Raw genomic sequence first — 21076 nt, forward strand, 5'->3', positions numbered from 1 at the left:
ACCAAGGCGGATGCCGTGCCGGGAATGACCAGACCCGGAACCTGTCCCGGCAGTCTGCGTGGCTGCCCCCAATTCATGCAAGCGCGGATCGTGGCGTCCCCTGGAACGCTGCGTCAGTCCGCCGGAGGCCGCCCCATGTCCGACAAGCCGTTGACCGACGTCACCTTTTCCTCGTTCGACCTGCATCCGGCGCTGATCGCCGGGCTGGAGGCCGCCGGCTTCACCCGCTGCACCCCGATCCAGGCGCTGACCCTGCCGCTGGCGCTGGCCGGCCGCGACGTCGCCGGCCAGGCACAGACCGGCACCGGCAAGACCCTGGCCTTCCTGGTGGCGGTGGTCGATCGCCTGCTCAAGCGCCCCGCGCTGGCCGACCGCAAGGCCGAAGACCCGCGCGCGCTGATCCTGGCGCCGACCCGCGAGCTGGCGATCCAGATCCACAAGGACGCGGTGAAGCTGGGCGACCAGCTCGGCCTGAAGTTCGCCCTGGTCTACGGCGGCGTGGACTACGACAAGCAGCGCGAACTGCTGCAGCGCGGCGCCGACGTGATCATCGCCACCCCCGGCCGGCTGATCGACTACGTCAAGCAGCACAAGGTGGTCAGCCTGCACGCCTGCGAGCTGTGCGTGCTGGACGAAGCCGACCGCATGTTCGACCTCGGCTTCATCAAGGACATCCGTTTCCTGCTGCGGCGCATGCCGGAGCGCACCACCCGCCAGACCCTCCTGTTCTCGGCCACGTTGAGCCATCGCGTGCTGGAGCTCGCCTACGAGCACATGAACGAGCCGGAAAAGCTCGTGGTCGAGACCGAAACCATCACCGCCGCGCGGGTGCGCCAGAAGCTGTACTACCCGGCCGACGAGGAAAAACTGCCGTTGCTGATCGGCCTGCTGTCGCGCAGCGAAGGCGCGCGCACGATGGTCTTCGTCAACACCAAGGCGTTCGTCGAGCGCGTGGCCCGCGGGCTTGAACGCGCGGGCTACCGCGTCGGCGTGCTCAGCGGCGACGTGCCGCAGAAGAAGCGCGAATCGCTGCTGAAGAAGTTCCAGGCCGGCCAGCTGGAATTGCTGGTGGCCACCGACGTCGCCGCGCGCGGCCTGCACATCGACGGGGTCTCGCACGTCTACAACTACGACCTGCCGTTCGATGCCGAGGACTACGTGCACCGCATCGGCCGGACGGCCCGTCTGGGAGCAGAGGGCGACGCGATCAGCTTCGCCTGCGAGCGCTACGGCATGTCGCTGCCCGACATCGAGGCCTACATCGACCAGAAGATCCCGGGCGAACACGTCACTCCGGAAATGCTCATCGCGCTGCCGCGCAAGCCACGCGAAGGCGTGGAAGCGAACGCAGAGGAAGGCGAAAGCATCGGCGAGATCTTCAAGGAAGTGCGCGAGGCCCGCGCCGCCGAGGACGCCAAGCGTGGCGGCGGCCGTGGTGGTCCGCGCAGCGGTGGCGGTGGTGGACGCAGCGGCGACCGTTCCTCGTCCGCGCCGCGTTCCGGTTCCGGCGATCGGCCCGCGCGTGGCCCGCGTCCGCCGCGCAAGCCGCGCGTCGAAGGCGAGGCCGTCGCCAACGCCAGTGTGGATGCCGCCATCGTGCAGTCTGCTGCCGCCCAGGCGCCGCGCCCGCCGCAGCCGACCACCGGACTCGAGGACGACGCGCGCAAGCCGCGCAAGCGTCGCCGTCGCCGGCACGGTCGTCCGCTGGAAGGCGAGGCCGGTAGCACGTCGAACGCAACACCAGCGCCCGGCGACAAGGCCGCAACCACGCCGGCAGCGAGCGGCGACAAGCCCTCGTTGCTGAGCCGGATCGGCCGCCGCATCAAGTCGCTGGTCGGCGGCTGATCGCGCCGGCGCGTCAGCGCGCCTGGCACGCCGCGGCGGTCGTGCAGACCCGCGCGCGCACCTTGTCCAGGTAGGCCAGCATGCTGGGCGCGGGATCCTTCACCGGGGCCAGCACCGCGTCCGCGCGCCGCAGTGCGGCAGACGCACCGGCCACGTCGCCGTTGGCCAGGCGCACGTCCGCCACGGTCGCCCAGGTCGAGGCATGGCGGCCGTTCGGCGCATCCGCATAGACGCGGTCGGCCATCGCACCCGCCGCTTCCGCCAGCGGCAGCGCCTGCTTCGCCTCGCCGGTCTCCAGCGACATCCGCGCGACGTTGGTCAGCGCGGTCAGGGTCATCGGGTGCTCGCTGCTGAACACCTTGCGGCGCATCGCCAGCGATTGCCGATGCAGGGCCAGCGCGCCGGCGCGGTCGCCGCGATCCTCGGCCAGCAGGGCGCGGTTGTTGAGCAGGATCGCCTGGTCCGGGCTGCCTTGCGGGTACGCGATCGCCATCGCCGCCTGCGCGCGCGCGTACAGCGCGTCGGCGCGCGGCAGGTCTTCCAGGCCGTGCGCGGCATGGGCGAGGTTGGACAGGATGTTGGCGCGGTCGTTGGCCGCTGCCTCCGGGTGCGCATCGAACCAGGCCATCGCCTTGCGCAGCCAGGGGTCGGCCTGGCGGTAGTCCTCGCGGACCAGGAACAGGTTGCCGAGGTTGCCCAGCACATTGCCGTACAGCGGATCGTCGGTCAGGCGGTTGCGTTGCAGCCGCGCGATGACGTTGCGGAAGCCGGCTTCCGCCTCCTGGCCGCGATCCTGTTCCTGCCGCAGGTAGGCGATCGCATCGCCGACGCGCAGGGTGCGGATGTCGTCCTCGCCGAACGCCGTGCGGCTCTCCGCCAGCGCCCTCGCCAGCTGCGTGTCCGCCGCCTCCAGCCGGTAGCGGCTGAGCATGCTGTAGCCGATGCCGAAGCGGAGTTCCGCGGCCAGCTCCGGGCGGCCGGCGAAGCGCTCGTCGATGCGCGTAGCGGCGACATCCAACGCCTCGCTGAGGGTGAGCTCGCGGTCGGCATCGAAGGGATCCGAGGCCTGGGTGACTTCGAGCAGGAAGTGGTTCATCTCGCGCAGGTCGGCAGCGCCCTGGCGTGCCTGTCGGGCCTGCCAGAGCGCCATTCCGGATGCCGCCAGCACCGCCACCAGCGCCAGCGTGCCCGCGATGACGCCCAGCGGATGCCGGCCGACGAACTTGCGCATCCGATAACCGGCAGAGTCCGGATGCGCCAGCACCGGCTTGCCCTGCAGCCAGCGCTCGATGTCGGTGGCCAGCGACTGCGCGGTGCCGTAACGGCGCGCGGCGTCCTTGTGCATCGCCTTCGCCACGACCTGCTGCAAATCGTCGGTCAACTGCGAGGCACGCATGGCGCCGGCCGGATCGTCCTTGGCCGCGCGTTGCAGCGCGTTGCGCAACGACGGCGGATCGCCATCGCAGATCGCGCGTTCGGCCTCGGCCGGTGTGAGGCCGTCCAGGCGATACGGGCGCTCGCCGGTCACCAATTGGAACAGCAGCACGCCCAGGGAATACACATCCGATGCGGTGGTCAGCGGTTGCCGCCGCACATGCTCCGGGCTGGCATACGCCGGCGTCATCGCGGTCAGCTGGGTCGCGCCGGGATCGCCACCGGCATCCTCGCCCAGCGTGCGGGCGATGCCGAAGTCGAGCAGCTTCGGTGTGCCGTCGCGGGTGACCAGGATGTTGTCCGGCTTCAGGTCGCGATGCACCACCAGGTGCCGATGCGCCTCCTGCACGCCGGCGCAGACCTTCAGGAACAGCTGCAGGCGCGCATGCAGGTCGAGGGCCTGGCGGTCGCAGTGCTCGGTCAGCGACACGCCGTCGACGAATTCCATCGCCAGCCACGGCAGGCCGGACGCGGTGCGCCCGCCGTCCAGGATGCGCGCGATATTGGGGTGCTGCAGGCGCGCCAGCAGGACGCGCTCCTGCTCGAAGCGCGCCAGCATCTGTCGGCGGAACTCGGGCGCGGCCAGCAGGTGCAGCGGGCGGATCAGCTTGACCGCCACGTCCTGCTCGTAGCTGCCGTCGGCGCGGCGCGCGCGATACACCACGCCCATCCCGCCGGCATCGAGCCGCGCCAGCAACTGGTAGTTGCCGACGTGTTCGCCGACCGCCGGGAAGCCTTCCGGTTCCGGCGCGCTGGCGCTCTCTTCGAGGAAGCCGCCGAGCGACGATTCGGTCTGCAGCAGGCGCTGCACGCGCAGGCGTAGCGCACCGGGCAGCGATTGAGCCGTGAGCCACGCCTCGCGTTGTGCGGTGGGCTGATCCAGCGCGCGCTCGAACCAGTCCAGCACGGCGCTTTCGGTCGACGACTCGGTCGGCGCGTTCATCGCTGCATCCCCTGTCGTCGCATCGCGTCCCGGCACGACGACCAACCTAGCAGATGGCGATGCGCACCAGCCGTGCACGCGCCGTTGCTAGACTCGGGCGCATGTCTTCGAGCGACGATTTCACCGCGCTGCTGGGCGCCTGGCGCGCAGGCGACGAGCATGCGCGCGACCGCCTGGTCGGCATCGCCTATCCAGAGTTGCGCGCGATCGCACGCCGGCAACTGGCCAACGAACGCGGCGACCACACCCTGCAGCCCACCGCGCTGGTCAACGAGGCCTACATGCGGCTCAGCCGGCTCGATCGCATCGACTGGCAGGATCGCGTGCATTTCGTGCGGATGGCGTCGCGGGTGATGCGCGAGATCCTGGTCGACCACGCGCGCCGGCATGGCGCGGGCAAGCGCGACGGCGGCGAGCGCGTGCCGATCACCCAGGTCGACGTGGCCGCGCCGGTGGGGGACATCGACATGCTCGCCCTCGACGGTGCGCTGGACCGATTGGCGGCGATCGACCCGGCGCGCGCGCAACTGGTCGAGCTGCGCTATTTCGGCGGCCTCACCATCGAGGAAACCGCGGAGGCGCTGGCGATCTCCCCGGCCACCGCCAAGCGCCACTGGCAGGCCGCACGGGCGTGGCTGTTCGAGGCCCTGTCCGAGCCGTCCTGAAGGTTCGCGGGGCGACATCGCGCGCATCGTGGCTCCGGGCCTTGGCAGGCCGTCCTGCATGCACAGGCGCAATCCGGGGCGATGCCGGCTCAATCGCGTGTCGCGACCGAGGCGTGAGCCGATTCGCCGGCGTCCTGCGCCTGATCCATCGACAGGACATTCCGTCCGGGGGATCGGCACATGGCAGGGCATCGGGGAACGGGACTGGCGGTGATCGCGGTATTCGCGCTGGCGGCATGTCAAGGGGGCGGTGATCCGGCGCAGGCGGCCGTGGTGCAGGGCGCTCTTGCGGCCAATGTGCCGCCCGCCGCGAACGAAACGCCACCCGTGCAGGCGGACGCCATCGCGGCGATGCCGCCACCGCTCGACACCAGCCGCATGCAACCGGCGCAGATCATCGACCAGAACGGCTTCGGCCAGCCGATGGTCGCCGCCGATGTGCAGGTCCCGGCGGGTTGGCAAACCGTGGGCGGGGTGAGCTGGAACGACAACACGAACTGCGTGGCCAACCAGTTGCAGCTGGGCTGGAGCGCGATGGCGCCGGACAGCCTGACCGCGGTCGAGATCCTGCCCGGCTTCAACTGGCAGGTGTCGGGCACGGAGAACCAGATGAACCCGTGCCCGGCCGCGCCCTGGCGCAGCACCCGCGAGTTCCTGGAGGCCACGGTGCAGCGCACCCGGCCGGGCGCACGCGTGCTCGGCTACGAGCGGCTGGCCGATGTCGAGCAACGGATGGCCCAATCCGCGCAGGCCAACCCGCAGGCGCAGCTGCGGCATGACGCCGGCCGCCTGCTGATCGGCTACGCCAAGGACGGCGTGGCGATGCAGGAGCTGCTCAGCGCCGCGATCACCTTCTCGTCGATGCAGGGCAACGTGGTCGCCGGCACCGCGACGATCTCGTCGCTGCGCGCGCCGGAAGGGCGGCTGGATCGCGAGCTGGGCAAGCGCATCGGCGACAGCATGCGCGCCAACCCGCAATGGATGCAGGCGATGCAGCAACGCAGCATGGCCAGCCTGCAGCGCTACGACAACGCGCAGCGCAGCAGCATCAATGACTGGCACCACCGGCAGATGGCGATCATCAATGCCCGCGGTGCCGCCGACCGCGCGGCGATCCGCATGCGCGGCAACCAGGAAGTGGCCGGCATCTACAGCGCGATCGCCGCCAACAGCAGCGCGACCAGCGACCGCATGCACAAGACGACGATGTCCGGCGTCCAGCAGGTCGACAACTACGCTGGCGTGGATGGAAGCACGGTGCAGGCCAGCATCCACGGCGGCGACCGCGTGTTCCAGGACACCGCAAACCCCGGCAATGCCTACGCCACCGACGCGCCTTACGCCGAAGCGCCGGCCGGTTACGTGGAGCTGCAGCGGGAGCAATGACCAGGAGGCTGGCCCGGATCGCCACGGCAACCCCCGCCGTGGCGATCCGGGACATGCCGCACGCTCCTGATCCTTGTGCTGGTCGCGGCCGGCGGCTCGGGCGATACTCCACCCCCGCCCGCTCACGATCCCCCGCGATGACGGTCCTGCGTTTCGACAGCGTCAGCAAGCAATACCCCGGCGGTCACGCGGCCCTGTCCGAGGTGAGCTTCGCCGTGGACGCGGGCGAAATGCTGTTCGTCACCGGTCATTCCGGCGCCGGCAAGAGCACCCTCCTCAAGCTGATCCAGCTCGCCGAGCGGCCCAGCCGCGGCGCGGTGCTGTTCGCCGACCGCAACCTGCTGAAGGTGCGCGGCGGTGCGATCGCCCGGCATCGGCGCAGCATCGGCGTGGTCTACCAGAACCACCAGCTGCTGATGGACCGCAGCGTGGCCGAGAACGTCGCCCTGCCCCTGGTCCTGCGCGGGATGAAGCGCGCGGAAACCGGCAAGCGCGTGCGCTCGATCCTGGAACGCCTTGGGCTGGGTGCGCGCGACCGCGCATTGCCGTCGCAGCTGTCCGCGGGCGAGCAGCAACGCGTCGGCATCGCCCGTGCGGTGGTCGCCGAGCCGACCCTGCTGATCGCCGACGAACCCACCGGCAACCTGGACCCCACCCTGTCCGCCGAGATCATGGCGCTGTTCGCCTCGCTGCCCGAGCGCGGCACCAGCGTGCTGGTGGCCAGCCACGACCTGGGCCTGGTCAAGCGCATGAAGAAGCGCGTGCTGGTGCTCGACCACGGCCAGCTGTTGGACGACATCTCGCCGGAGGACCTGGCGGATGAATGAGCGCGCGGCCGCGAACGCCCAAGCCAGTCGCTTCGGTGCGTGGCTCGACCATCACGGCTTCAGCATCGTCGCCAGCCTTGGCCGGATGCTGCGCAAGCCGTGGGCGACCATGCTCACCGTCGGCGTCATGGCGGTCGCGCTGGCGTTGCCGCTGGGTCTGTGGGTGGTGATGCAGAACCTGTCCCGGCTCGGCGGTGAGGTGCAGTCCTCGCGCGATGTCGCCGTCTTCCTCAAGCCGGAGGTCGATGCCGCCAAGGCGCAGGCCATCGCCGACAGCCTGCGTGCGCGCGGCGACGTGGCGAAGGTCGACCTCATCGCCCCCGAACAGGCCCTGCAGCAGTTGCGCGCCCGAGAAGACCTCGCGGCCGCGATCGACGCGCTTGGCGAGGACGCCGCGCGCGCCGCGTTGCCCAGCGTGCTGCGGGTCAGTCCGCGCGGCGACGAATTGCTGCTGGCGGAATCGCTGAAGGCATTACCCGATGCCGAGCGCGTGCAGCACGACGCGGTCTGGCGCGAACGGCTGGATGCCTGGCTGCGCTTCGGCGGCCGCGCGGTGCTGGTGCTGGCCGCACTGCTCGGCCTCGGTGCGTTGCTGGTGGTCGGCAATACCGTGCGCCTGGACATCCAGTCGCGCCGCGAGGAGATCGGCGTGCTGCAATTGCTCGGCGCCAGCGACGGATTCGTGCGGCGGCCGTTCCTGTATCTCGGCGCGTGGTACGGGCTGGGCGCGGGTGCGCTGGCGCTGGGCGTGCTCACGCTGGCCTGGCTCGCCCTGCGCGAACCCCTGGCCGACCTCGCCGCCCGTTACGGCAGCAATTTCGCCTTGCAGGGCCTGCCGCCGCTGCCGGCCCTCGCCGTGCTCGCGACTGCGGGCGTGCTCGGCTGGCTGGGCGCCGGCCTGGTGACCGGTCACTATCTGCGGCAGACCCGGCCGGTGGAGCGCTGACATGGCCAACGATCTCCGTCACGTCGTCAGCGATGCCCCGCGGGTCATGGTCGTCGATGGCAGCAAGCTGGTGCGCAAGTTGATCGGCGACACCTTGTTGCGCGAATTGCCCGGTACCGAGGTAATCGGTTGCGCCGGCATCGCCGAAGCGCGCGAGATCCTGGCCCGGGGCGCGGTCGATCTGGTGACCACCGCGCTGGTCCTGCCGGACGGCGATGGCCTCGCACTGGCACGCAGCGTGCGCGAGGCACAGGGGCAGGCCTATGTTCCGGTGATCGTGGTCTCCGGCAACGCGCAGGAAGCGCTGGAATCGCGCGCGTTCACCGAGGACGTGACCGACTATTTCGACAAGTCGCTGGGCCACGGCGCGCTGGCGGCGTTCATCCGCGGCTACGTGCAGCCGGCGCCGATCGAGGGTGCGCGGGTCCTGTACGTCGAGGACAGCCGGGTGGTGGCGGTGGCGACCAAGCGCATGCTGGAACGACAGAACATGCAGGTACTGCATGTCCTCAGCGTGGAGGATGCGCTGGAGCACCTGCACCGCTTCCGCGGTCGCACCGATGGCGACGTCGGCGCGGATCTTGTCCTCAGCGATGTCTATCTGAAAGGCATCCTCAATGGCCACGATCTGCTGGCGCAGATCCGCACCGCGTTCGGTTACGGCAAGCGCCGGCTGCCGATGGTGATGATGACCGGCGATGACAATCGCGATAACCAGGCCTCGTTGCTGCGCGATGGCGCCAACGACCTGGTGCTGAAGCCGATCGAGGAGCGCCTGCTGGTGACCAAGGTGCTGTTCCAGCTGCGCCTGGCGAAGTTGCCGGAGCCGGGAAAAGGGTGATTCGCGTGCTCGTAAACGACGGCTGGACGGGTGTCCGCCGATCAGCAGCCGGTTGGGTGGGGGTTGCGCAACCAAGCGAGTATCGGGGAGCGACTAGCGCAACTCCCACCCAGCCGGCTGCGAAGTGGCATGGCTGACATCCGCCTCGAACCCAACTGGAAATCCCGCATCGGCGACTGGTTCGCCCGCGAGGACATGCAGCAGCTGTCCGCCTTCCTGCGCCAGCGCAAGGCGGCCGGCGCGTCTATCTACCCGGCCGGTGCCAACATCTTCGCCGCGTTCGATGCCACCCCGTTCGATGCGGTGAAGGTCGTGATCCTCGGCCAGGATCCGTACCACGGGCCAGGGCAGGCGCACGGGTTGTGCTTCTCGGTGCTGCCCGGCGTCGACGTCCCGCCGTCGCTGCAGAACATCTACAAGGAGCTGGCCAGCGATGTCGGTTTCGCGCGTCCCGACCACGGCTGCCTGCTGCCGTGGGCGCGGCAAGGGGTGCTGCTGCTCAACAGCGTGCTGACGGTGGAGGCCGGCCAGCCGGGCTCGCACCAGGGCAAGGGCTGGGAAGGCTTCACCGACCACGTGGTCGATGTGCTGAATCGCGAGCGCGAGGGCCTGGTGTTCCTGCTCTGGGGCAGCTACGCCCAAGCCAAGGGCAAGGTCATCGACGCGCGCCGGCATCGCGTGCAGAAGGCGCCGCATCCGTCGCCGCTCTCGGCGCATCGCGGTTTCCTGGGCTGCCGGCATTTCTCCGCGGCCAACGAGTATCTGATCCGCAACGGACAGGCACCGGTGGATTGGACGTTGCCATCGCGCGCTGCGCTGGATCTCGCCGCCCTCCGGTGAGTGCCTGGCGCGAGCCGCCTTGCGTGCGCGAGGGTCGATGTGGGTTCGACGCTCTACGCATCCGCATCGCGCCGCGCGGTTGATTTGCCGCGCCGGCAGACGCATCTCGATCGGATCGCACTCTCGTTGCAGGACGCCATGGACAACCCGCTGCTCGATTTCTCCGGCCTGCCGCGCTTCGACGCGATCCGTGCCGCACACGTCACGCCCGCCATCGATGCCTTGCTCGCCGAGGCTGAGGCGGCGGTGTCGCAAGCGGAAACCGTCGCGCCGGTGACATGGGCCAGCTTCGTGACGCCGCTCGAAGACGCCACCGAGCGCCTGTGGCGGGCATGGGGGCAAGTCGCCCATCTGCAGGCCGTGGTCGATACCCCCGAACTGCGGGAGGCCTACAACGCCAACCTGCCCAGGGTCACCCGTTTCGGTACCGCGCTGGGCCAGAACCTGGCGTTGTTCGCGCAATACAAGGCGCTGGCGGCATCGCCCGAACATGCGCAATACGATGCCACCCGTCGCAAGGTCGTCGACAACGCGCTGCGCGATTTCCGCCTGGGTGGCGCCGAGCTGGACGATGCCGGCAAGGCGCGTTTCGCCGCGATCCAGGAAGCACTCTCGGCGCTGTCGGCTACCTTCTCGCAGAACGTGCTCGACGCGACCGATGCCTTCAGCCTGCACCTCGACGACGAGGCGCGGCTGTCCGGCCTGCCCGCCGACGTGGTGGCCACTGCCCGCGCCACCGCCGGAAAAGCCGGAAAGCCTGGCTGGACGCTGACCCTGAAGATGCCCTGCTATCTGCCGGTGCAAACCTACGCGGACGACCGCGGCCTGCGCGAGGCGCTGTATCGCGCCAGCGGCGTGCGTGCCTCGGAACAGGGACCGGCCACGCTCGACAACAGCGGCCACATCGACCGCATCCTCGCGTTGCGCACGGAGCTCGCCGCGCTGCTCGGTTTCGCCAGTTATGCCGACTATTCGCTGGCGACCAAGATGGCGAAGTCGCCGGCCGAGGTCCTGGGCTTCCTGCGCGATCTCGCCGGACGCGCGCTGCCTTTCGCGCGTCGTGATCGCATGGAGCTGGAGGCCTTCGCCCGCGACGAACTCGGCATCGACGACCTGCAGCCCTGGGACGTGGCCTACGCCAGTGACAAGCTGAAGCAGGCGCGCTATGGCTATTCCGGACAGGAGGTGAAGCGCTACTTCACTGAGCCCAGGGTGCTGGCCGGCCTGTTCGACGTGATCGAGTCGCTGTACGGCGTGCGCGTGCGCGAGGACGAGGCACCCACGTGGCACGCGGACGTGCGTTTCTTCCGCGTGGAGGATCGCGACGGGCGCTTGCTCGGCCAGTTCTATCTGGACCTGTACGCCCGCGAGGGCAAGCGGGGTGGCGCGTGGATGGACGACTGCCGCAACCGGCGCGTCGTCGCAGGCGGCACGCAGACACCGCTTGTCTATCTGGTCTGCAATTTCGGCAAGGGCGTGGACGGCCAGCCAGCGACCTTCAACCACGATGAGGTCACCACCCTGTTCCACGAGATGGGCCACGGCCTGCACCAGCTGCTGACCGCGGTCGACGTGCTGCCGGTGGCCGGCATCAACGGCGTGGAATGGGATGCGGTGGAACTGCCCAGCCAGTTCATGGAGAACTTCTGCTGGGAGTGGGCGCGGGTGCAGGCCATGACCGCGCACGTGGACACCGGCGAGCCGTTGTCGCGCGCGCTGTTCGACAAGATGCTGGCGGCGCGCAATTTCCAGAGCGGCATGGCCACCGTGCGCCAGCTGGAATTCGCCCTGTTCGACATGGCCATCCATGGCGACTTCGATCCGGCGAACGACAGCGTCGCCGCGCTCCTCGAGCGGATCCGCGACGAGGTCGCGGTCAACCGCCCGCCAGCCTGGCACCGCTTCCCGCAGCAGTTCAGCCACATCTTCGCCGGCGGCTATGCGGCCGGGTACTACAGCTACAAATGGGCCGAGGTGCTCAGCGCCGACGCCTATGCCGCCTTCGAGGAAGCCCCGGACCGACTCGCCGAGACCGGCGTGCGGTTCCTGGCCGAAGTCCTGTCGCGCGGCGGCAGCCGCAGCGCGCTGGAGAACTTCACCGCTTTCCGTGGCCGCGCGCCCCGCATCGATGCCCTGTTGCGGCATGCCGGCATGGCCGCAGGGGCGGCCTGACCCGGCCCGGAACCATGGGCTTGTACCCGCCTGCAGGCATCCCCACGTCGGGTTGACGGGGCCTGTGCCTCAATGGGGTTCGGAGCGCGCCAGCGTTCCATGAATGCAACAGTAGTGAACTATCGGCACGGTTAGCAGTCGGATATGTCGACTGCTAAGATCGCCCACATGAACGGAGCCACCATGTCCACCGCCCTCGTCGCCAACAACCTGCCGATCCCCAGCGCCATGGGTTCGCTGGAGGCCTACATCGGCGCCGTGCACCAGATTCCCGTCCTCACCGTCGAGGACGAGCAGCGCCTGGCCCATCGCCTGCGCGAAGACAACGACATCGCCGCGGCGCAGGAACTCATCCTGTCGCACCTGCGGTTCGTCATCCACGTGGCCCGCGGCTACAGCGGTTACGGCCTGCAGATCGGCGACCTGATCCAGGAAGGCAACATCGGCCTGATGAAGGCGGTGAAGCGTTTCGATCCGACCGTCGGCGTGCGCCTGGTCAGTTTCGCCGTGCATTGGATCCGCGCGGAGATGCACGAGTTCATCATCAAGAACTGGCGCATCGTCAAGGTCGCGACCACCAAGGCGCAGCGCAAGCTGTTCTTCAACCTGCGCAAGAGCAAGACCCGCCTGGGTTGGCTCAACGCGGACGAAGTGCGCGCGGTGGCCAAGGACCTCAACGTCTCCGAGCGCGAAGTGCTGGAAATGGAATCGCGCCTGTCTGGTCGCGACATCGGCTTCGATGCGCCGGACGATGCCGACGACGACAACGCGCCGCCGGCGCCGGTGAACTACCTCGTCGCGAGCAACGACATCGATCCCGCGATGGCCTACGAGTCGGCCAACGACGAGGATAACCAGCTGGAACTGCTGCGCGAAGGCATGGCCTCGCTGGATGCGCGCTCGCGCGACATCATCAAGCGTCGCTGGCTGGATGCCGACAGCAAGGTGACCTTGCAGGAACTGGCCGACGAATATGGCGTCTCCGCCGAACGCATCCGCCAGGTCGAGGCCAACGCGCTGAAGAAGATGAAGGCGTTGTTCGCGGCGTAAGCGCAGCGGCATCGATGCATTGAAAACGGCCCGGAGCGATCCGGGCCGTTTGCATTTGTGGATCAGGGCGTGTCGGCGTCGCGCGCCACCGGCAAGCGCCAGCCGCGGCGGATCGCCATGAAGCGCAGGCCGAAGCACAGCAGGGCGCCGACCACCATCGCCGGGGCCTGAGGCCAGCCGAGCGCATGGGCGATGGCGACGATGCCGCCGCCTGCCAATGCTGCGACGGCGTACAGCTCGGTCTGCTGCAGCACCACCGGCGTGCGCGCGACCAGCAGGTCGCGGGCGATGCCGCCGCCGATGCCGGTAATGATGCCGAGCAGGGTGGCCGCGAACGGCGACAGCCCGAAGGCCAAGGCCTTGCCGGTGCCGAGCACCGCATACAGCGCCAGCCCGGCGGCATCGAACATCAGCACCGGGTTGCGCAGGCGCTCGATGATGCGGTGCCAGCGGAACGTGACCAGGCCGGCAAACATCGCGGTGGCCAGGTAGCGCCAGTCGGCCAGCGATGCAGGCGGAATCGCGCCGATCAGCACGTCGCGGACCATGCCGCCGGTAACCGCGGTGGCGCAGGCCAGGACCAGCACGCCGAACAGGTCCAGCCGATGGCGCACCGCCAGCACGCCGCCGCTGAGCGCGAACACGAAGATGCCGACCAGGTCGAACAGCTGCAGGGCGAAGGCGAAGGACACGGAGAGGATCGCGGGCGTGGGGTGGCGGCAGGATCGCAGCAGCGTGCGTGATTGTCATGCGCAGCGCAAGAAACGGTGTTCGCGGCGTGCGTGCGGTTGCGATGCTGCTGCTCCCACGAAGGAGTGCCGCCATGACGTTCCAGCTCCATGCGTTGCCTGTCGAGCCATTCGCCGCCGACTTCCCGCTGGGCGATGGCGTCCTGCGCGAGCGCGGGATCCGCCGCGTCATCGCCGATGGCAAGCCGCACTATCCCTGCCGGGTCAGCCTGGAGGATGCACGCGAGGGCGAGCGCGTGTTGCTGTTGCCCTACCTGCACCATGACGTGGACACGCCGTATCGCGCATCGGGGCCGATCTACGTGCGCGAAGCCGCCATGCGTTCACGGCCCGCCGTCGGCGAAGTACCCGAACAACTGCGGTCGCGCCTGCTGTCGCTGCGCACCTACGATGCGCGCGGGATGATGGCCTGGGCGGAGGTGGTGCCGGGCAACGGCATCGAGGCCGGCATCGCCGCATTGTTCGCCCTCGAGCGCGTGGCCTACCTGCACGTGCACTACGCCAAGCCGGGCTGCTACGCCTGCCGCGTCGAGCGTGCCTGATCGGTGTCTTCCGCATCGCGGCCGAGGATGATCCGCGCCGCGCGCTGGTAGCTCCAGTACGCCCACCACCAGTTGAGCAGCACGACCACGCGGTTGCGGAAACCGATCAGGAAGAACACGTGCATGACCAGCCAGAACCACCATGCCAGCAGGCCGGAGAATTTCAGCTTGCCCAGGTCCACCACCGCGGCCATGCGGCCGATGGTGGCCAGGTTGCCGTAGTCCTTGTAGGCGAACGCGTTCGTCTTGCCGCCCGACAGCCGCGCGCGGATGTTGTGCGCGACCAGTCGTCCCATCTGCTTGGCGGCGGGTGCGACGCCGGGCACTGGCTTGCCATTCGCCTGCGTCAGCGCGGCGAGGTCGCCGGCGACGAAGATGTCGAGATGGCCGGGCACGCTGAGGTCCGGCTGCACCTGCACGCGCCCGGCGCGATCCAGCGCCGTGCCGAGCATCGCGCCCAGCGGTGATGCGGCCACGCCCGCGGCCCAGACCACGGTTTTCGCCGGCACGAAGGCCTCGCCCAATTGGTAGCCATCGGCGTTGATCTCTTTCACCGGCGTGCCTGTCGATACTTCGACGCCGAGTTTTTCGAGCTGGCGTTTCGCCTTCGCCGACAGGTCGTCGGGGAATGCCGCGAGCACGCGCGGTCCGGCTTCGACCAGGCGCACGCGCGCACTGGCCGGATCGATGTTGCGGAACTCGTCCTTCAGCGTGTGCTTCGCGATCTCGGCCAGGGTGCCGGCGAGCTCCACTCCGGTCGGGCCGCCACCGACGATGGCGAAATGCAGCCAGGCTTCGCGCTCGGCGGGATCGCTGGCGGCTTCGGCGCGCTCGAACGCGAGCAACAGCTTGCGACGCAGGTCCAGCGCATCGTCCAGCGTCTTCAGGCCGGGCGCGTGCTCGGCCCAGTGGTCGTTGCCGAAATAGGCATGCGTCGCACCGCTGGCCAATAGCAGGAAATCGAAATCGAGCGACGTGCCATCGTCCAGCGCAATGCGCTTCGCGTCGGCCTCGATGCCAGTGACCGAAGCCATGCGCACTTCGACATTGCGCTGCTTGCGCAGGATGTGCCGCAGCGGCGCGGCGATGTCCGGCGCGGACAAGCCTGCGGTGGCGACCTGGTACAGCAGCGGCTGGAACAGGTGGTGGTTGCCGCGATCGACCAGGGTGATGCGCACCTTTGCCGTGGCCAGCGCGCGCACTGCCCACAGGCCGGCGAAACCGCCGCCGACGATGACGACGTGGGGACTTTTCTTCATGCAAGCCTGTCCTAGATGCTCATATAGGGTCTTGCTCTAGACTGTTGCCACAGGATCGAGAGAAGGCTAATGATTCGCCGAAACCACGTCGATGTGCAGTTTTTTAACTCGAAAGCCAAACTCCCGTTCGAGTTGCGTCTGAAGGACTTCGAGTTGGCGATGCAGGATATTTATGACTTTTTCTACGATGTGAATACTGCGCTCATCGGGAAGGGTCTGCAGCGGATGGATGACATGCTAAGGCCCGCGATCATGTCCGGTTTGCTATCCGACATGCTCACGGCGAGCGTGGCGCGGCATTCGCGAGCATTGACCGAGAATAGATACTTCAACGGTCATCCAGATCTGATCGTCAAGGGCGTTTATGCTGGTGATGCGATCAAGTCCGGTAGCGAAGGTGTCGAGATCAAGACAACGCGCAAGGCGGGTGGTGCGGTCGATACCCACGGTGCCCGCGACCAGTGGATGTGCGTTTTCGTCTATATGATCGACGCAGAGAGCGAGCCGGCGAACGCGCGGCAGCCGATGACATTTACCGAGGTCTATATGGGTGACGTGACGCGCGAAGATTTTCGCAAGAATGCGCGAGGCGAACTCGGAACAAGGACTGCGACGCTGCACAAGGACGGCGTCGCCAAGTTGCGGTCGAACTGGATCTACAAATCTCAGGGCTGAAATTTCGCGAGTTTGGGGATCGCCCCGCGGGCAAGTGCGAAATACTCGGCGTCGCGTTCGATGCCGATACTCGCGTACCCAACGGCTTCTGCGGCAGCCAATGTCGAGCCTGAACCTGCGAACGGATCGCACACGATGCCTGTTCCAAGGGGAAGCGATGCGCGAACCAGTTTTCGCATGAAATCCTGGGGCTTGAGGCTTGGGTGCGGCACGATCGAGCGCTCTCGGGCGCGAGTCGGTGCGGAAGGAATCACATCGCCGAATGGCTTGTCGCGAGAGGGGCGGCGGAATCCCCCGGTTCCCCACTTCCGGAGATTGTCCTGAGCCCTGCCTTCTAGCGGCTTGCGGAAGGTCAGCCACGGTTCCCACATGGAACGAGGCATGACGCTGACATCCGGAAATTCTTCGTGGGCGGCCTTGGGCCTATCCCCGCCACGCATTGTCATCACCAACCTGGCGATCTCGCCCCTTCGCTCCAAACCAGCCTTTGCCAGAGCAGTGGAAACCACATGCGATAGAAGGGGATTGGAGGCGACGACGACATTTGCGCCCGGCACAAGTGCCCGCAGGAGTAGCTTCCCCCATTGTAGAAAGAACTCCTCGAGCGCGACGACATCCTGCTGGGTCAGAACCGTGAATCTTGGGAGAGGCGTGCGTTTGGCGCCGTCGAATGAAGGGGGGATTCTCCACACTCCACCCTTTCCACCGCGTAGCTTGGCTTGCTCGACATCGCTGTACTCGATCAAGCCATAAGGTGGGTCGGTAATTACCGCATGCAGAGACGAAGCAGGCCGTGTCCGCAACCAATCGAAGCAGTCCGCATGCACCAGAGACGCGGCTCCAAAGCGGAATGTTTCGGAAGCTGGACTATCGTTGGCAATTCCTTTCTCGAAAAGATCAAAGCGAGAGGAGTCGAACATGTCTTCGTGCAATCGATAGACGCCGCGCTCACTTCTGACGAAATAACGGCCTGCATTGAGGTTCAGATAGGAGCGTATCGAAGAAGCAGGTGTCGGGCCGAGCTTGTCATTGACTGCATCGATGATGTCCTTGACGGGCGCGCCCTTGGGTCGGGCCGAAAGGGCGCGGATGATGGAGTCGCGAACTGCGCCTGGCATCTGTTTCATGTTGGATCTCGCATATACACCCTGACCCAGGCACGACAATAGACGTCAAGACGTCTTTTTGCAATCGCGGACGAACAGAGTCCCGCAGGGGTGTCGCACCGTTTGCGAATCCGCGACCGCGTAGTCGGAGGACCGGGCGCTCTCTATCCCAGCTTCGCGGCCAGCAGCGCTTCCAGCTTGCGCTGGTCCACCGCGAACTTGCGGATGCCGTCGGCGAGCTTGTCGGTGGCCATCGCGTCCTCGTTGTGCTGCCAGCGGAACGCGGCTTCATCGAGGCGCGCGGGCGGCACGGTGCGCGTGCCGGCGTCGACCAGCGCGGCGTCGACCGCGGCATCGGATTGCTCGAGCGCGGCCAGCAGGTCGGGCGAGATCGTCAGCCGGTCGCAACCGGCCAGCGCCAGCACTTCGCCGGTGTTGCGGAAGCTCGCGCCCATCACCACGGTGTCGTAGCCGTGCTGCTTGTAGTAGTGCCAGATGCGCTGCACCGACTGCACGCCGGGATCGTCCTGCGGCGTGGCCGGTTGCTGCATGCCGTTGGCCAGGTGCCAGTCGAGGATGCGGCCGACGAAGGGCGAGATCAGGAACACACCGGCTTCCGCGCAGGCGACGGCCTGTGCGAACGAGAACAGCAGGGTCAGGTTGCACTGGATGCCGTCGCGCTCCAGCCGTTCGGCGGCACGGATGCCTTCCCAGGTCGATGCGAGCTTGATCAACAGGCGTTCGCTGCCGATGCCGGCATCGGCATACAGCTGCACCAGCTTGTGCGCCTTGGCGATGCTGGCCTCGGTATCGAAGCTCAGCCGCGCATCGACCTCGGTGGAGACGCGGCCGGGCACCAGCTTGAGGATCTCGCTGCCGATCGCCACCGCCAGCCGGTCGCAGGCGTCGCCGACCTTGTCGTCGCCATGCGCTGCGGCGACGGCGGCCTCGATATGCGATGCGTAGGCGGGCAGCGATGCCGCCTTCAGCAACAGCGACGGATTGGTGGTGGCGTCGATCGGCTTGAAGCGGGCGATGGCCTCGATGTCGCCGGTGTCTGCGACCACGACGGACTGCTGGCGGAGCTGTTCGAGCTGGTTGGTCATGGCGACGACTGCGTGGGGTGTGCCGCGATTGTCGCCGATGCGGCGCGCGCGACCAATGCGGAGGCGTGATCGCCGATGCCGAAAACGGCATGGCCGTTGCGCTCAGTACAACTCGACCGGATCCACGTCCAGCGACCAGCGCAGCTTGCGCGCGTCCGGCGCGGCGTACAGCACGGGCAGCATCGCATCCAGCGCGCCATGCAGGTCGCGGCGCTGCGCGGCGGACAGGATGAGTTGCGCGCGCTGGTAGCCGGCGCGGCGCGGCATCGGTGCGGGCAGCGGGCCGGCGACGCCGACCACGGCATCGCGCAGTGCGTCCTTTGCCCGTTGCAGGAACTGCATCGGCGGGTCGGCGTGCTTCGCTTCCGCGCGCAGCAGGGCGAGATGGGCGAACGGCGGAAAGCCGGCGGCCTGGCGCAGCGCCAGTTCGCCCTCGGCGAAGGCGTGGTAGCCGCCATGGACCAGGATCTGCAGCAACGGATGCTCGGGATGGTGGGTCTGCAGCAGCACGGTGCCGGCCTTGTCCGCGCGGCCAGCGCGACCCGCGACCTGCACCAGCAATTGCGCGAGCTTCTCGCTGCTGCGGAAATCGGCGGAGAACAGGCCTTCGTCGATGCCGACGACCACGACCAGGGTGAGGTCGGGCAGGTCGTGGCCCTTCGCCAGCATCTGCGTGCCGACCAGGATGCCGGGCCGGCTGCCGAGGTCGTCGAAGTGTTGCTGCAGGGCATCGCGATGCCCGGTGCTGCCGCGGTCGATGCGCAGCACCGGCACGGCGGCGAAGCGCGCCTGCAGTTCGGCCTCGATGCGCTCGGTGCCATTGCCTTGCGGTTGCAGGCCCAGGCTGGCGCAATCCGGGCAGGCCAGCGGCGACGGCTTGCGATGGCCGCAGTGATGGCATTGCAGGCGCCGGCCATGCGCATGCACGGTCATCGGCGTGGGCTTGTCCGGCGTGCTGCAACGCGGGCAGTGCGCGCTCCATCCGCAGTCGTGGCAGAGCAGCACCGGCGCGTAGCCGCGACGATTGCGGAACACCAGCACCTGGCCGCCTGCCTCCAGCGCGCGGTGGATCGCGGTGAGTGCGTCCTCGCCCAAGCCCGCGTGCAAGGGCCGCTTGCGCACGTCCAGCACCTGCACGTGAGGCGGCCTCGCGTTGCCGGCGCGATGGCGCAGCCGCAAGTGCGCGTAACGACCGGCCTGCGCGTTGTGCAGCGATTCCAGCGAGGGCGTGGCGCTGCCCAGTACCACCGGCACGCCGAGTGCGCGGGCGCGGACGATGGCGACATCGCGCGCGTGGTAGCGGATGCCGTCGAACTGCTTGTAGCTGCCGTCGTGCTCCTCGTCGACGATGACGATGCCGGCTTCCGGCAACGGCACGAACACTGCCGATCGCGTGCCCACGATCACCCGTGCCTGCCCGCGCGCGGCGGCCAGCCAGACCCGCGCGCGCGCGTTGTCGTTCAGGCCGGAATGCAGCGCGTGCACCGGCACGCCCAGGCGCGTGCGGAAGCGGGCGAGCGCCTGCGGGGTCAGGCCGATCTCCGGCACCAGCACCAGCGCCTGTTTGTCGCGCGCGAGACAGTCGGCAATGGCGTCCAGGTAGACCTCGGTCTTGCCGCTTCCGGTCACGCCGTCCAGCAGGAACGCGGCGAAGCCGTCGGCGGCGCGGATTGCGTCGGCGGCAGCGCGCTGTTCGTCGTTGAGCGCAGAAAAGGGGTCAGAGTCATGTTTTCGGTCGTGATGTCTCGGTGGTTCGTGCTCTTCGACCGAAAAATGACTCTGACCCCTTTTCTGCTCGATCTCGACACGCTCGACCAGCCCGCGTTCGCGCAGGCTGCGCAGCGCCGTGCGCCAGCCGGGCGCGGCATCGTCCAGGCCGTCTTCGTCGCGCAGGCTTTCCAGCAGCATCGCCAGTGTCTTCGGCTTGCCCGCGCGCATCGCCGGCAGGGCGGTGCGGCCGGCCTCGGTCAGCACCCAGCCGTATGCCGTCGTGTCTGCGGCGGGTTCGCCACGCCGCAGTGCGGCCGGCAGGGCGGTGGCCAGCACCTCGCCGAGCGGCGCGTGCAGGTAGCCCGCCAGCCACTGCAGCGAGGCCAGCAGCTCGCCCTGCAGCAGCGGCGCCGGATCGGGCAGGGCCAGCGCCTGGCGCAGCTCCACGCCGGGTTCGGCATGGCCGTGGCCGATGACGATCCCGCAGACCTCGCGCGCACCGAACGGCACCCGCAGCCGCTGGCCGACGGCGACCGATCCGGCGTCGCAGCCGGTGGGTGGCAGGTAGTCGAACAGCCGCGGCAGCGGCACCGGCAGGGCCACGTGCAGCACGGGGGTGGAGGTCGGGGCCGGCATCGGGCCAGTCTAGCGGGCCCGGGTCTGGTTGCTGCCGAGTTGCAGCGCAAAGCTGAGCCGATCCGCACCAAAGTGCCACAAGTGCCTGTTCCTGCTGGGAAAGCCCGCTTATCCACATTGCATGTGGATAAGTCTGTGAATCGCCTCAGGATGACCCTGCGCGAGGGCCGTCACATGGGCCTTGTCCTGCCGCTGGCGAAAAAACCACCATCCAAGCCATTTCCTTGGAAATCAGTCACTTGACCGTGAAACACGGTTGTCACGCGGTGTTCCGATTGCGTGAAACCGGCTTGCGTGACGATTTCTTGACGGCTGTGCACAACTGGTTTGCCCGCCACCCGCGC

Annotated in this window: 17 protein-coding genes; 11 read left to right on the forward strand and 6 right to left on the reverse strand. The window is 68.2% G+C overall.

Going from position 1 to position 21076, the window contains the following annotated elements:
- Window positions 1–135: 135 nt before the first annotated feature.
- A complete protein-coding gene (gene rhlB / locus ACE3T8_RS00640) occupies window positions 136–1845 on the forward strand; it encodes an ATP-dependent RNA helicase RhlB (RefSeq protein WP_374605953.1) in 1710 nt (569 codons plus the stop codon).
- A 13-nt stretch (window positions 1846–1858) separates the two neighbouring features.
- Here the strand turns inward: rhlB and ACE3T8_RS00645 are convergent, their stop codons facing one another.
- Window positions 1859–4222 carry a protein kinase gene (locus ACE3T8_RS00645; RefSeq protein ID WP_374605955.1) on the reverse strand — a complete coding sequence of 788 codons (2364 nt, stop codon included), beginning with the start codon at window positions 4220–4222 and terminating at the stop codon, window positions 1859–1861.
- Between the two features lie 101 nt (window positions 4223–4323).
- Between ACE3T8_RS00645 and ACE3T8_RS00650 the strand changes: the two genes are divergently transcribed.
- The 8 genes from ACE3T8_RS00650 (at window position 4324) to rpoH (ending at window position 12949) form a co-directional block, all read left to right on the forward strand.
- Window positions 4324–4887: a sigma-70 family RNA polymerase sigma factor gene (locus ACE3T8_RS00650; protein WP_374605957.1), complete on the forward strand. Its 564-nt coding sequence runs from the start codon at window positions 4324–4326 to the stop codon at window positions 4885–4887.
- Window positions 4888–5067: 180 nt separating this feature from the next.
- Entirely contained in the window at window positions 5068–6273 is a 1206-nt protein-coding gene (locus ACE3T8_RS00655; RefSeq protein WP_374605959.1) for a hypothetical protein, read from the forward strand.
- Window positions 6274–6410: 137 nt separating this feature from the next.
- Window positions 6411–7100 carry a cell division ATP-binding protein FtsE gene (gene ftsE / locus ACE3T8_RS00660; protein WP_374605960.1) on the forward strand — a complete coding sequence of 230 codons (690 nt, stop codon included), beginning with the start codon at window positions 6411–6413 and terminating at the stop codon, window positions 7098–7100.
- Window positions 7093–8046: a permease-like cell division protein FtsX gene (gene ftsX / locus ACE3T8_RS00665; RefSeq protein WP_374605962.1), complete on the forward strand. Its 954-nt coding sequence runs from the start codon at window positions 7093–7095 to the stop codon at window positions 8044–8046. Before ftsE ends, ftsX begins: the two co-directional genes overlap by 8 nt.
- A gap of 1 nt (window position 8047) precedes the next feature.
- Window positions 8048–8887, forward strand: a complete 840-nt coding sequence (locus ACE3T8_RS00670) for a response regulator (protein WP_374605963.1) — start codon at window positions 8048–8050, stop codon at window positions 8885–8887.
- 129 nt (window positions 8888–9016) lie between these two features.
- Window positions 9017–9727 (forward strand): uracil-DNA glycosylase, encoded by a 711-nt coding sequence (ung, locus tag ACE3T8_RS00675; RefSeq protein WP_374605965.1) that lies wholly within the window; start codon window positions 9017–9019, stop codon window positions 9725–9727.
- Window positions 9728–9865: 138 nt separating this feature from the next.
- Window positions 9866–11899, forward strand: coding sequence for a M3 family metallopeptidase (locus ACE3T8_RS00680; RefSeq protein ID WP_374605967.1), 2034 nt, complete (start codon window positions 9866–9868; stop codon window positions 11897–11899).
- A gap of 168 nt (window positions 11900–12067) precedes the next feature.
- A complete protein-coding gene (gene rpoH / locus ACE3T8_RS00685) occupies window positions 12068–12949 on the forward strand; it encodes an RNA polymerase sigma factor RpoH (RefSeq protein ID WP_374605969.1) in 882 nt (293 codons plus the stop codon).
- Window positions 12950–13011: 62 nt separating this feature from the next.
- Here rpoH and ACE3T8_RS00690 read toward each other — a convergent pair whose 3' ends face one another.
- Window positions 13012–13641, reverse strand: a complete 630-nt coding sequence (locus ACE3T8_RS00690) for a trimeric intracellular cation channel family protein (protein ID WP_374605970.1) — start codon at window positions 13639–13641, stop codon at window positions 13012–13014.
- A gap of 131 nt (window positions 13642–13772) precedes the next feature.
- On the opposite strand from ACE3T8_RS00690, the gene ACE3T8_RS00695 reads away from it, so the two are divergent.
- Window positions 13773–14240: a DUF1203 domain-containing protein gene (locus tag ACE3T8_RS00695; protein ID WP_374605972.1), complete on the forward strand. Its 468-nt coding sequence runs from the start codon at window positions 13773–13775 to the stop codon at window positions 14238–14240.
- On the opposite strand, the gene ACE3T8_RS00700 is transcribed toward ACE3T8_RS00695, so the two are convergent.
- Complete coding sequence (locus ACE3T8_RS00700) at window positions 14213–15499, reverse strand: NAD(P)/FAD-dependent oxidoreductase (RefSeq protein ID WP_374605973.1); 1287 nt, start codon at window positions 15497–15499, stop codon at window positions 14213–14215. The genes ACE3T8_RS00695 and ACE3T8_RS00700 overlap by 28 nt on opposite strands.
- A gap of 69 nt (window positions 15500–15568) precedes the next feature.
- On the opposite strand from ACE3T8_RS00700, the gene ACE3T8_RS00705 reads away from it, so the two are divergent.
- Entirely contained in the window at window positions 15569–16174 is a 606-nt protein-coding gene (locus tag ACE3T8_RS00705) for a hypothetical protein (RefSeq protein ID WP_374605975.1), read from the forward strand.
- Here the strand turns inward: ACE3T8_RS00705 and ACE3T8_RS00710 are convergent.
- The 3 genes from ACE3T8_RS00710 to ACE3T8_RS00720 all read right to left on the reverse strand — a co-directional run bounded on the left by ACE3T8_RS00710 (window position 16165) and on the right by ACE3T8_RS00720 (window position 20732).
- On the reverse strand, window positions 16165–17301 hold the full coding sequence (locus tag ACE3T8_RS00710) for a site-specific DNA-methyltransferase (protein WP_374605976.1): 1137 nt from the start codon (window positions 17299–17301) through the stop codon (window positions 16165–16167). The two genes, ACE3T8_RS00705 and ACE3T8_RS00710, sit on opposite strands and share 10 nt — an antisense overlap.
- Before the next feature lie 143 nt (window positions 17302–17444).
- A complete protein-coding gene (gene tal / locus ACE3T8_RS00715; protein ID WP_374605978.1) occupies window positions 17445–18386 on the reverse strand; it encodes a transaldolase in 942 nt (313 codons plus the stop codon).
- 102 nt (window positions 18387–18488) lie between these two features.
- Complete coding sequence (locus ACE3T8_RS00720) at window positions 18489–20732, reverse strand: primosomal protein N' (RefSeq protein WP_374605979.1); 2244 nt, start codon at window positions 20730–20732, stop codon at window positions 18489–18491.
- Window positions 20733–21076 lie beyond the last annotated feature (344 nt).

Origin of the sequence: Thermomonas sp. (genome assembly GCF_041919455.1) — a bacterium.
Taxonomy (GTDB): Bacteria; Pseudomonadota; Gammaproteobacteria; order Xanthomonadales; family Xanthomonadaceae; genus Thermomonas.

Bases quoted from the DNA above. Each gene is read 5' to 3' on its own strand.
- ACE3T8_RS00670 (WP_374605963.1), top strand. From the start codon at position 8,048: ATGGCCAACGATCTCCGTCACGTCGTCAGCGATGCCCCGCGGGTCATG.
- ftsE (WP_374605960.1), top strand. From the start codon at position 6,411: ATGACGGTCCTGCGTTTCGACAGCGTCAGCAAGCAATACCCCGGCGGT.
- tal (WP_374605978.1), bottom strand. From the start codon at position 18,386: ATGACCAACCAGCTCGAACAGCTCCGCCAGCAGTCCGTCGTGGTCGCA.
- ACE3T8_RS00680 (WP_374605967.1), top strand. From the start codon at position 9,866: ATGGACAACCCGCTGCTCGATTTCTCCGGCCTGCCGCGCTTCGACGCG.
- ACE3T8_RS00705 (WP_374605975.1), top strand. From the start codon at position 15,569: ATGATTCGCCGAAACCACGTCGATGTGCAGTTTTTTAACTCGAAAGCC.
- ACE3T8_RS00650 (WP_374605957.1), top strand. From the start codon at position 4,324: ATGTCTTCGAGCGACGATTTCACCGCGCTGCTGGGCGCCTGGCGCGCA.
- ACE3T8_RS00695 (WP_374605972.1), top strand. From the start codon at position 13,773: ATGACGTTCCAGCTCCATGCGTTGCCTGTCGAGCCATTCGCCGCCGAC.
- ACE3T8_RS00645 (WP_374605955.1), bottom strand. From the start codon at position 4,222: ATGAACGCGCCGACCGAGTCGTCGACCGAAAGCGCCGTGCTGGACTGG.
- rpoH (WP_374605969.1), top strand. From the start codon at position 12,068: ATGAACGGAGCCACCATGTCCACCGCCCTCGTCGCCAACAACCTGCCG.
- ACE3T8_RS00700 (WP_374605973.1), bottom strand. From the start codon at position 15,499: ATGAAGAAAAGTCCCCACGTCGTCATCGTCGGCGGCGGTTTCGCCGGC.
- ACE3T8_RS00710 (WP_374605976.1), bottom strand. From the start codon at position 17,301: ATGAAACAGATGCCAGGCGCAGTTCGCGACTCCATCATCCGCGCCCTT.
- ACE3T8_RS00720 (WP_374605979.1), bottom strand. From the start codon at position 20,732: ATGCCGGCCCCGACCTCCACCCCCGTGCTGCACGTGGCCCTGCCGGTG.
- ftsX (WP_374605962.1), top strand. From the start codon at position 7,093: ATGAATGAGCGCGCGGCCGCGAACGCCCAAGCCAGTCGCTTCGGTGCG.
- ACE3T8_RS00655 (WP_374605959.1), top strand. From the start codon at position 5,068: ATGGCAGGGCATCGGGGAACGGGACTGGCGGTGATCGCGGTATTCGCG.
- rhlB (WP_374605953.1), top strand. From the start codon at position 136: ATGTCCGACAAGCCGTTGACCGACGTCACCTTTTCCTCGTTCGACCTG.
- ung (WP_374605965.1), top strand. From the start codon at position 9,017: ATGGCTGACATCCGCCTCGAACCCAACTGGAAATCCCGCATCGGCGAC.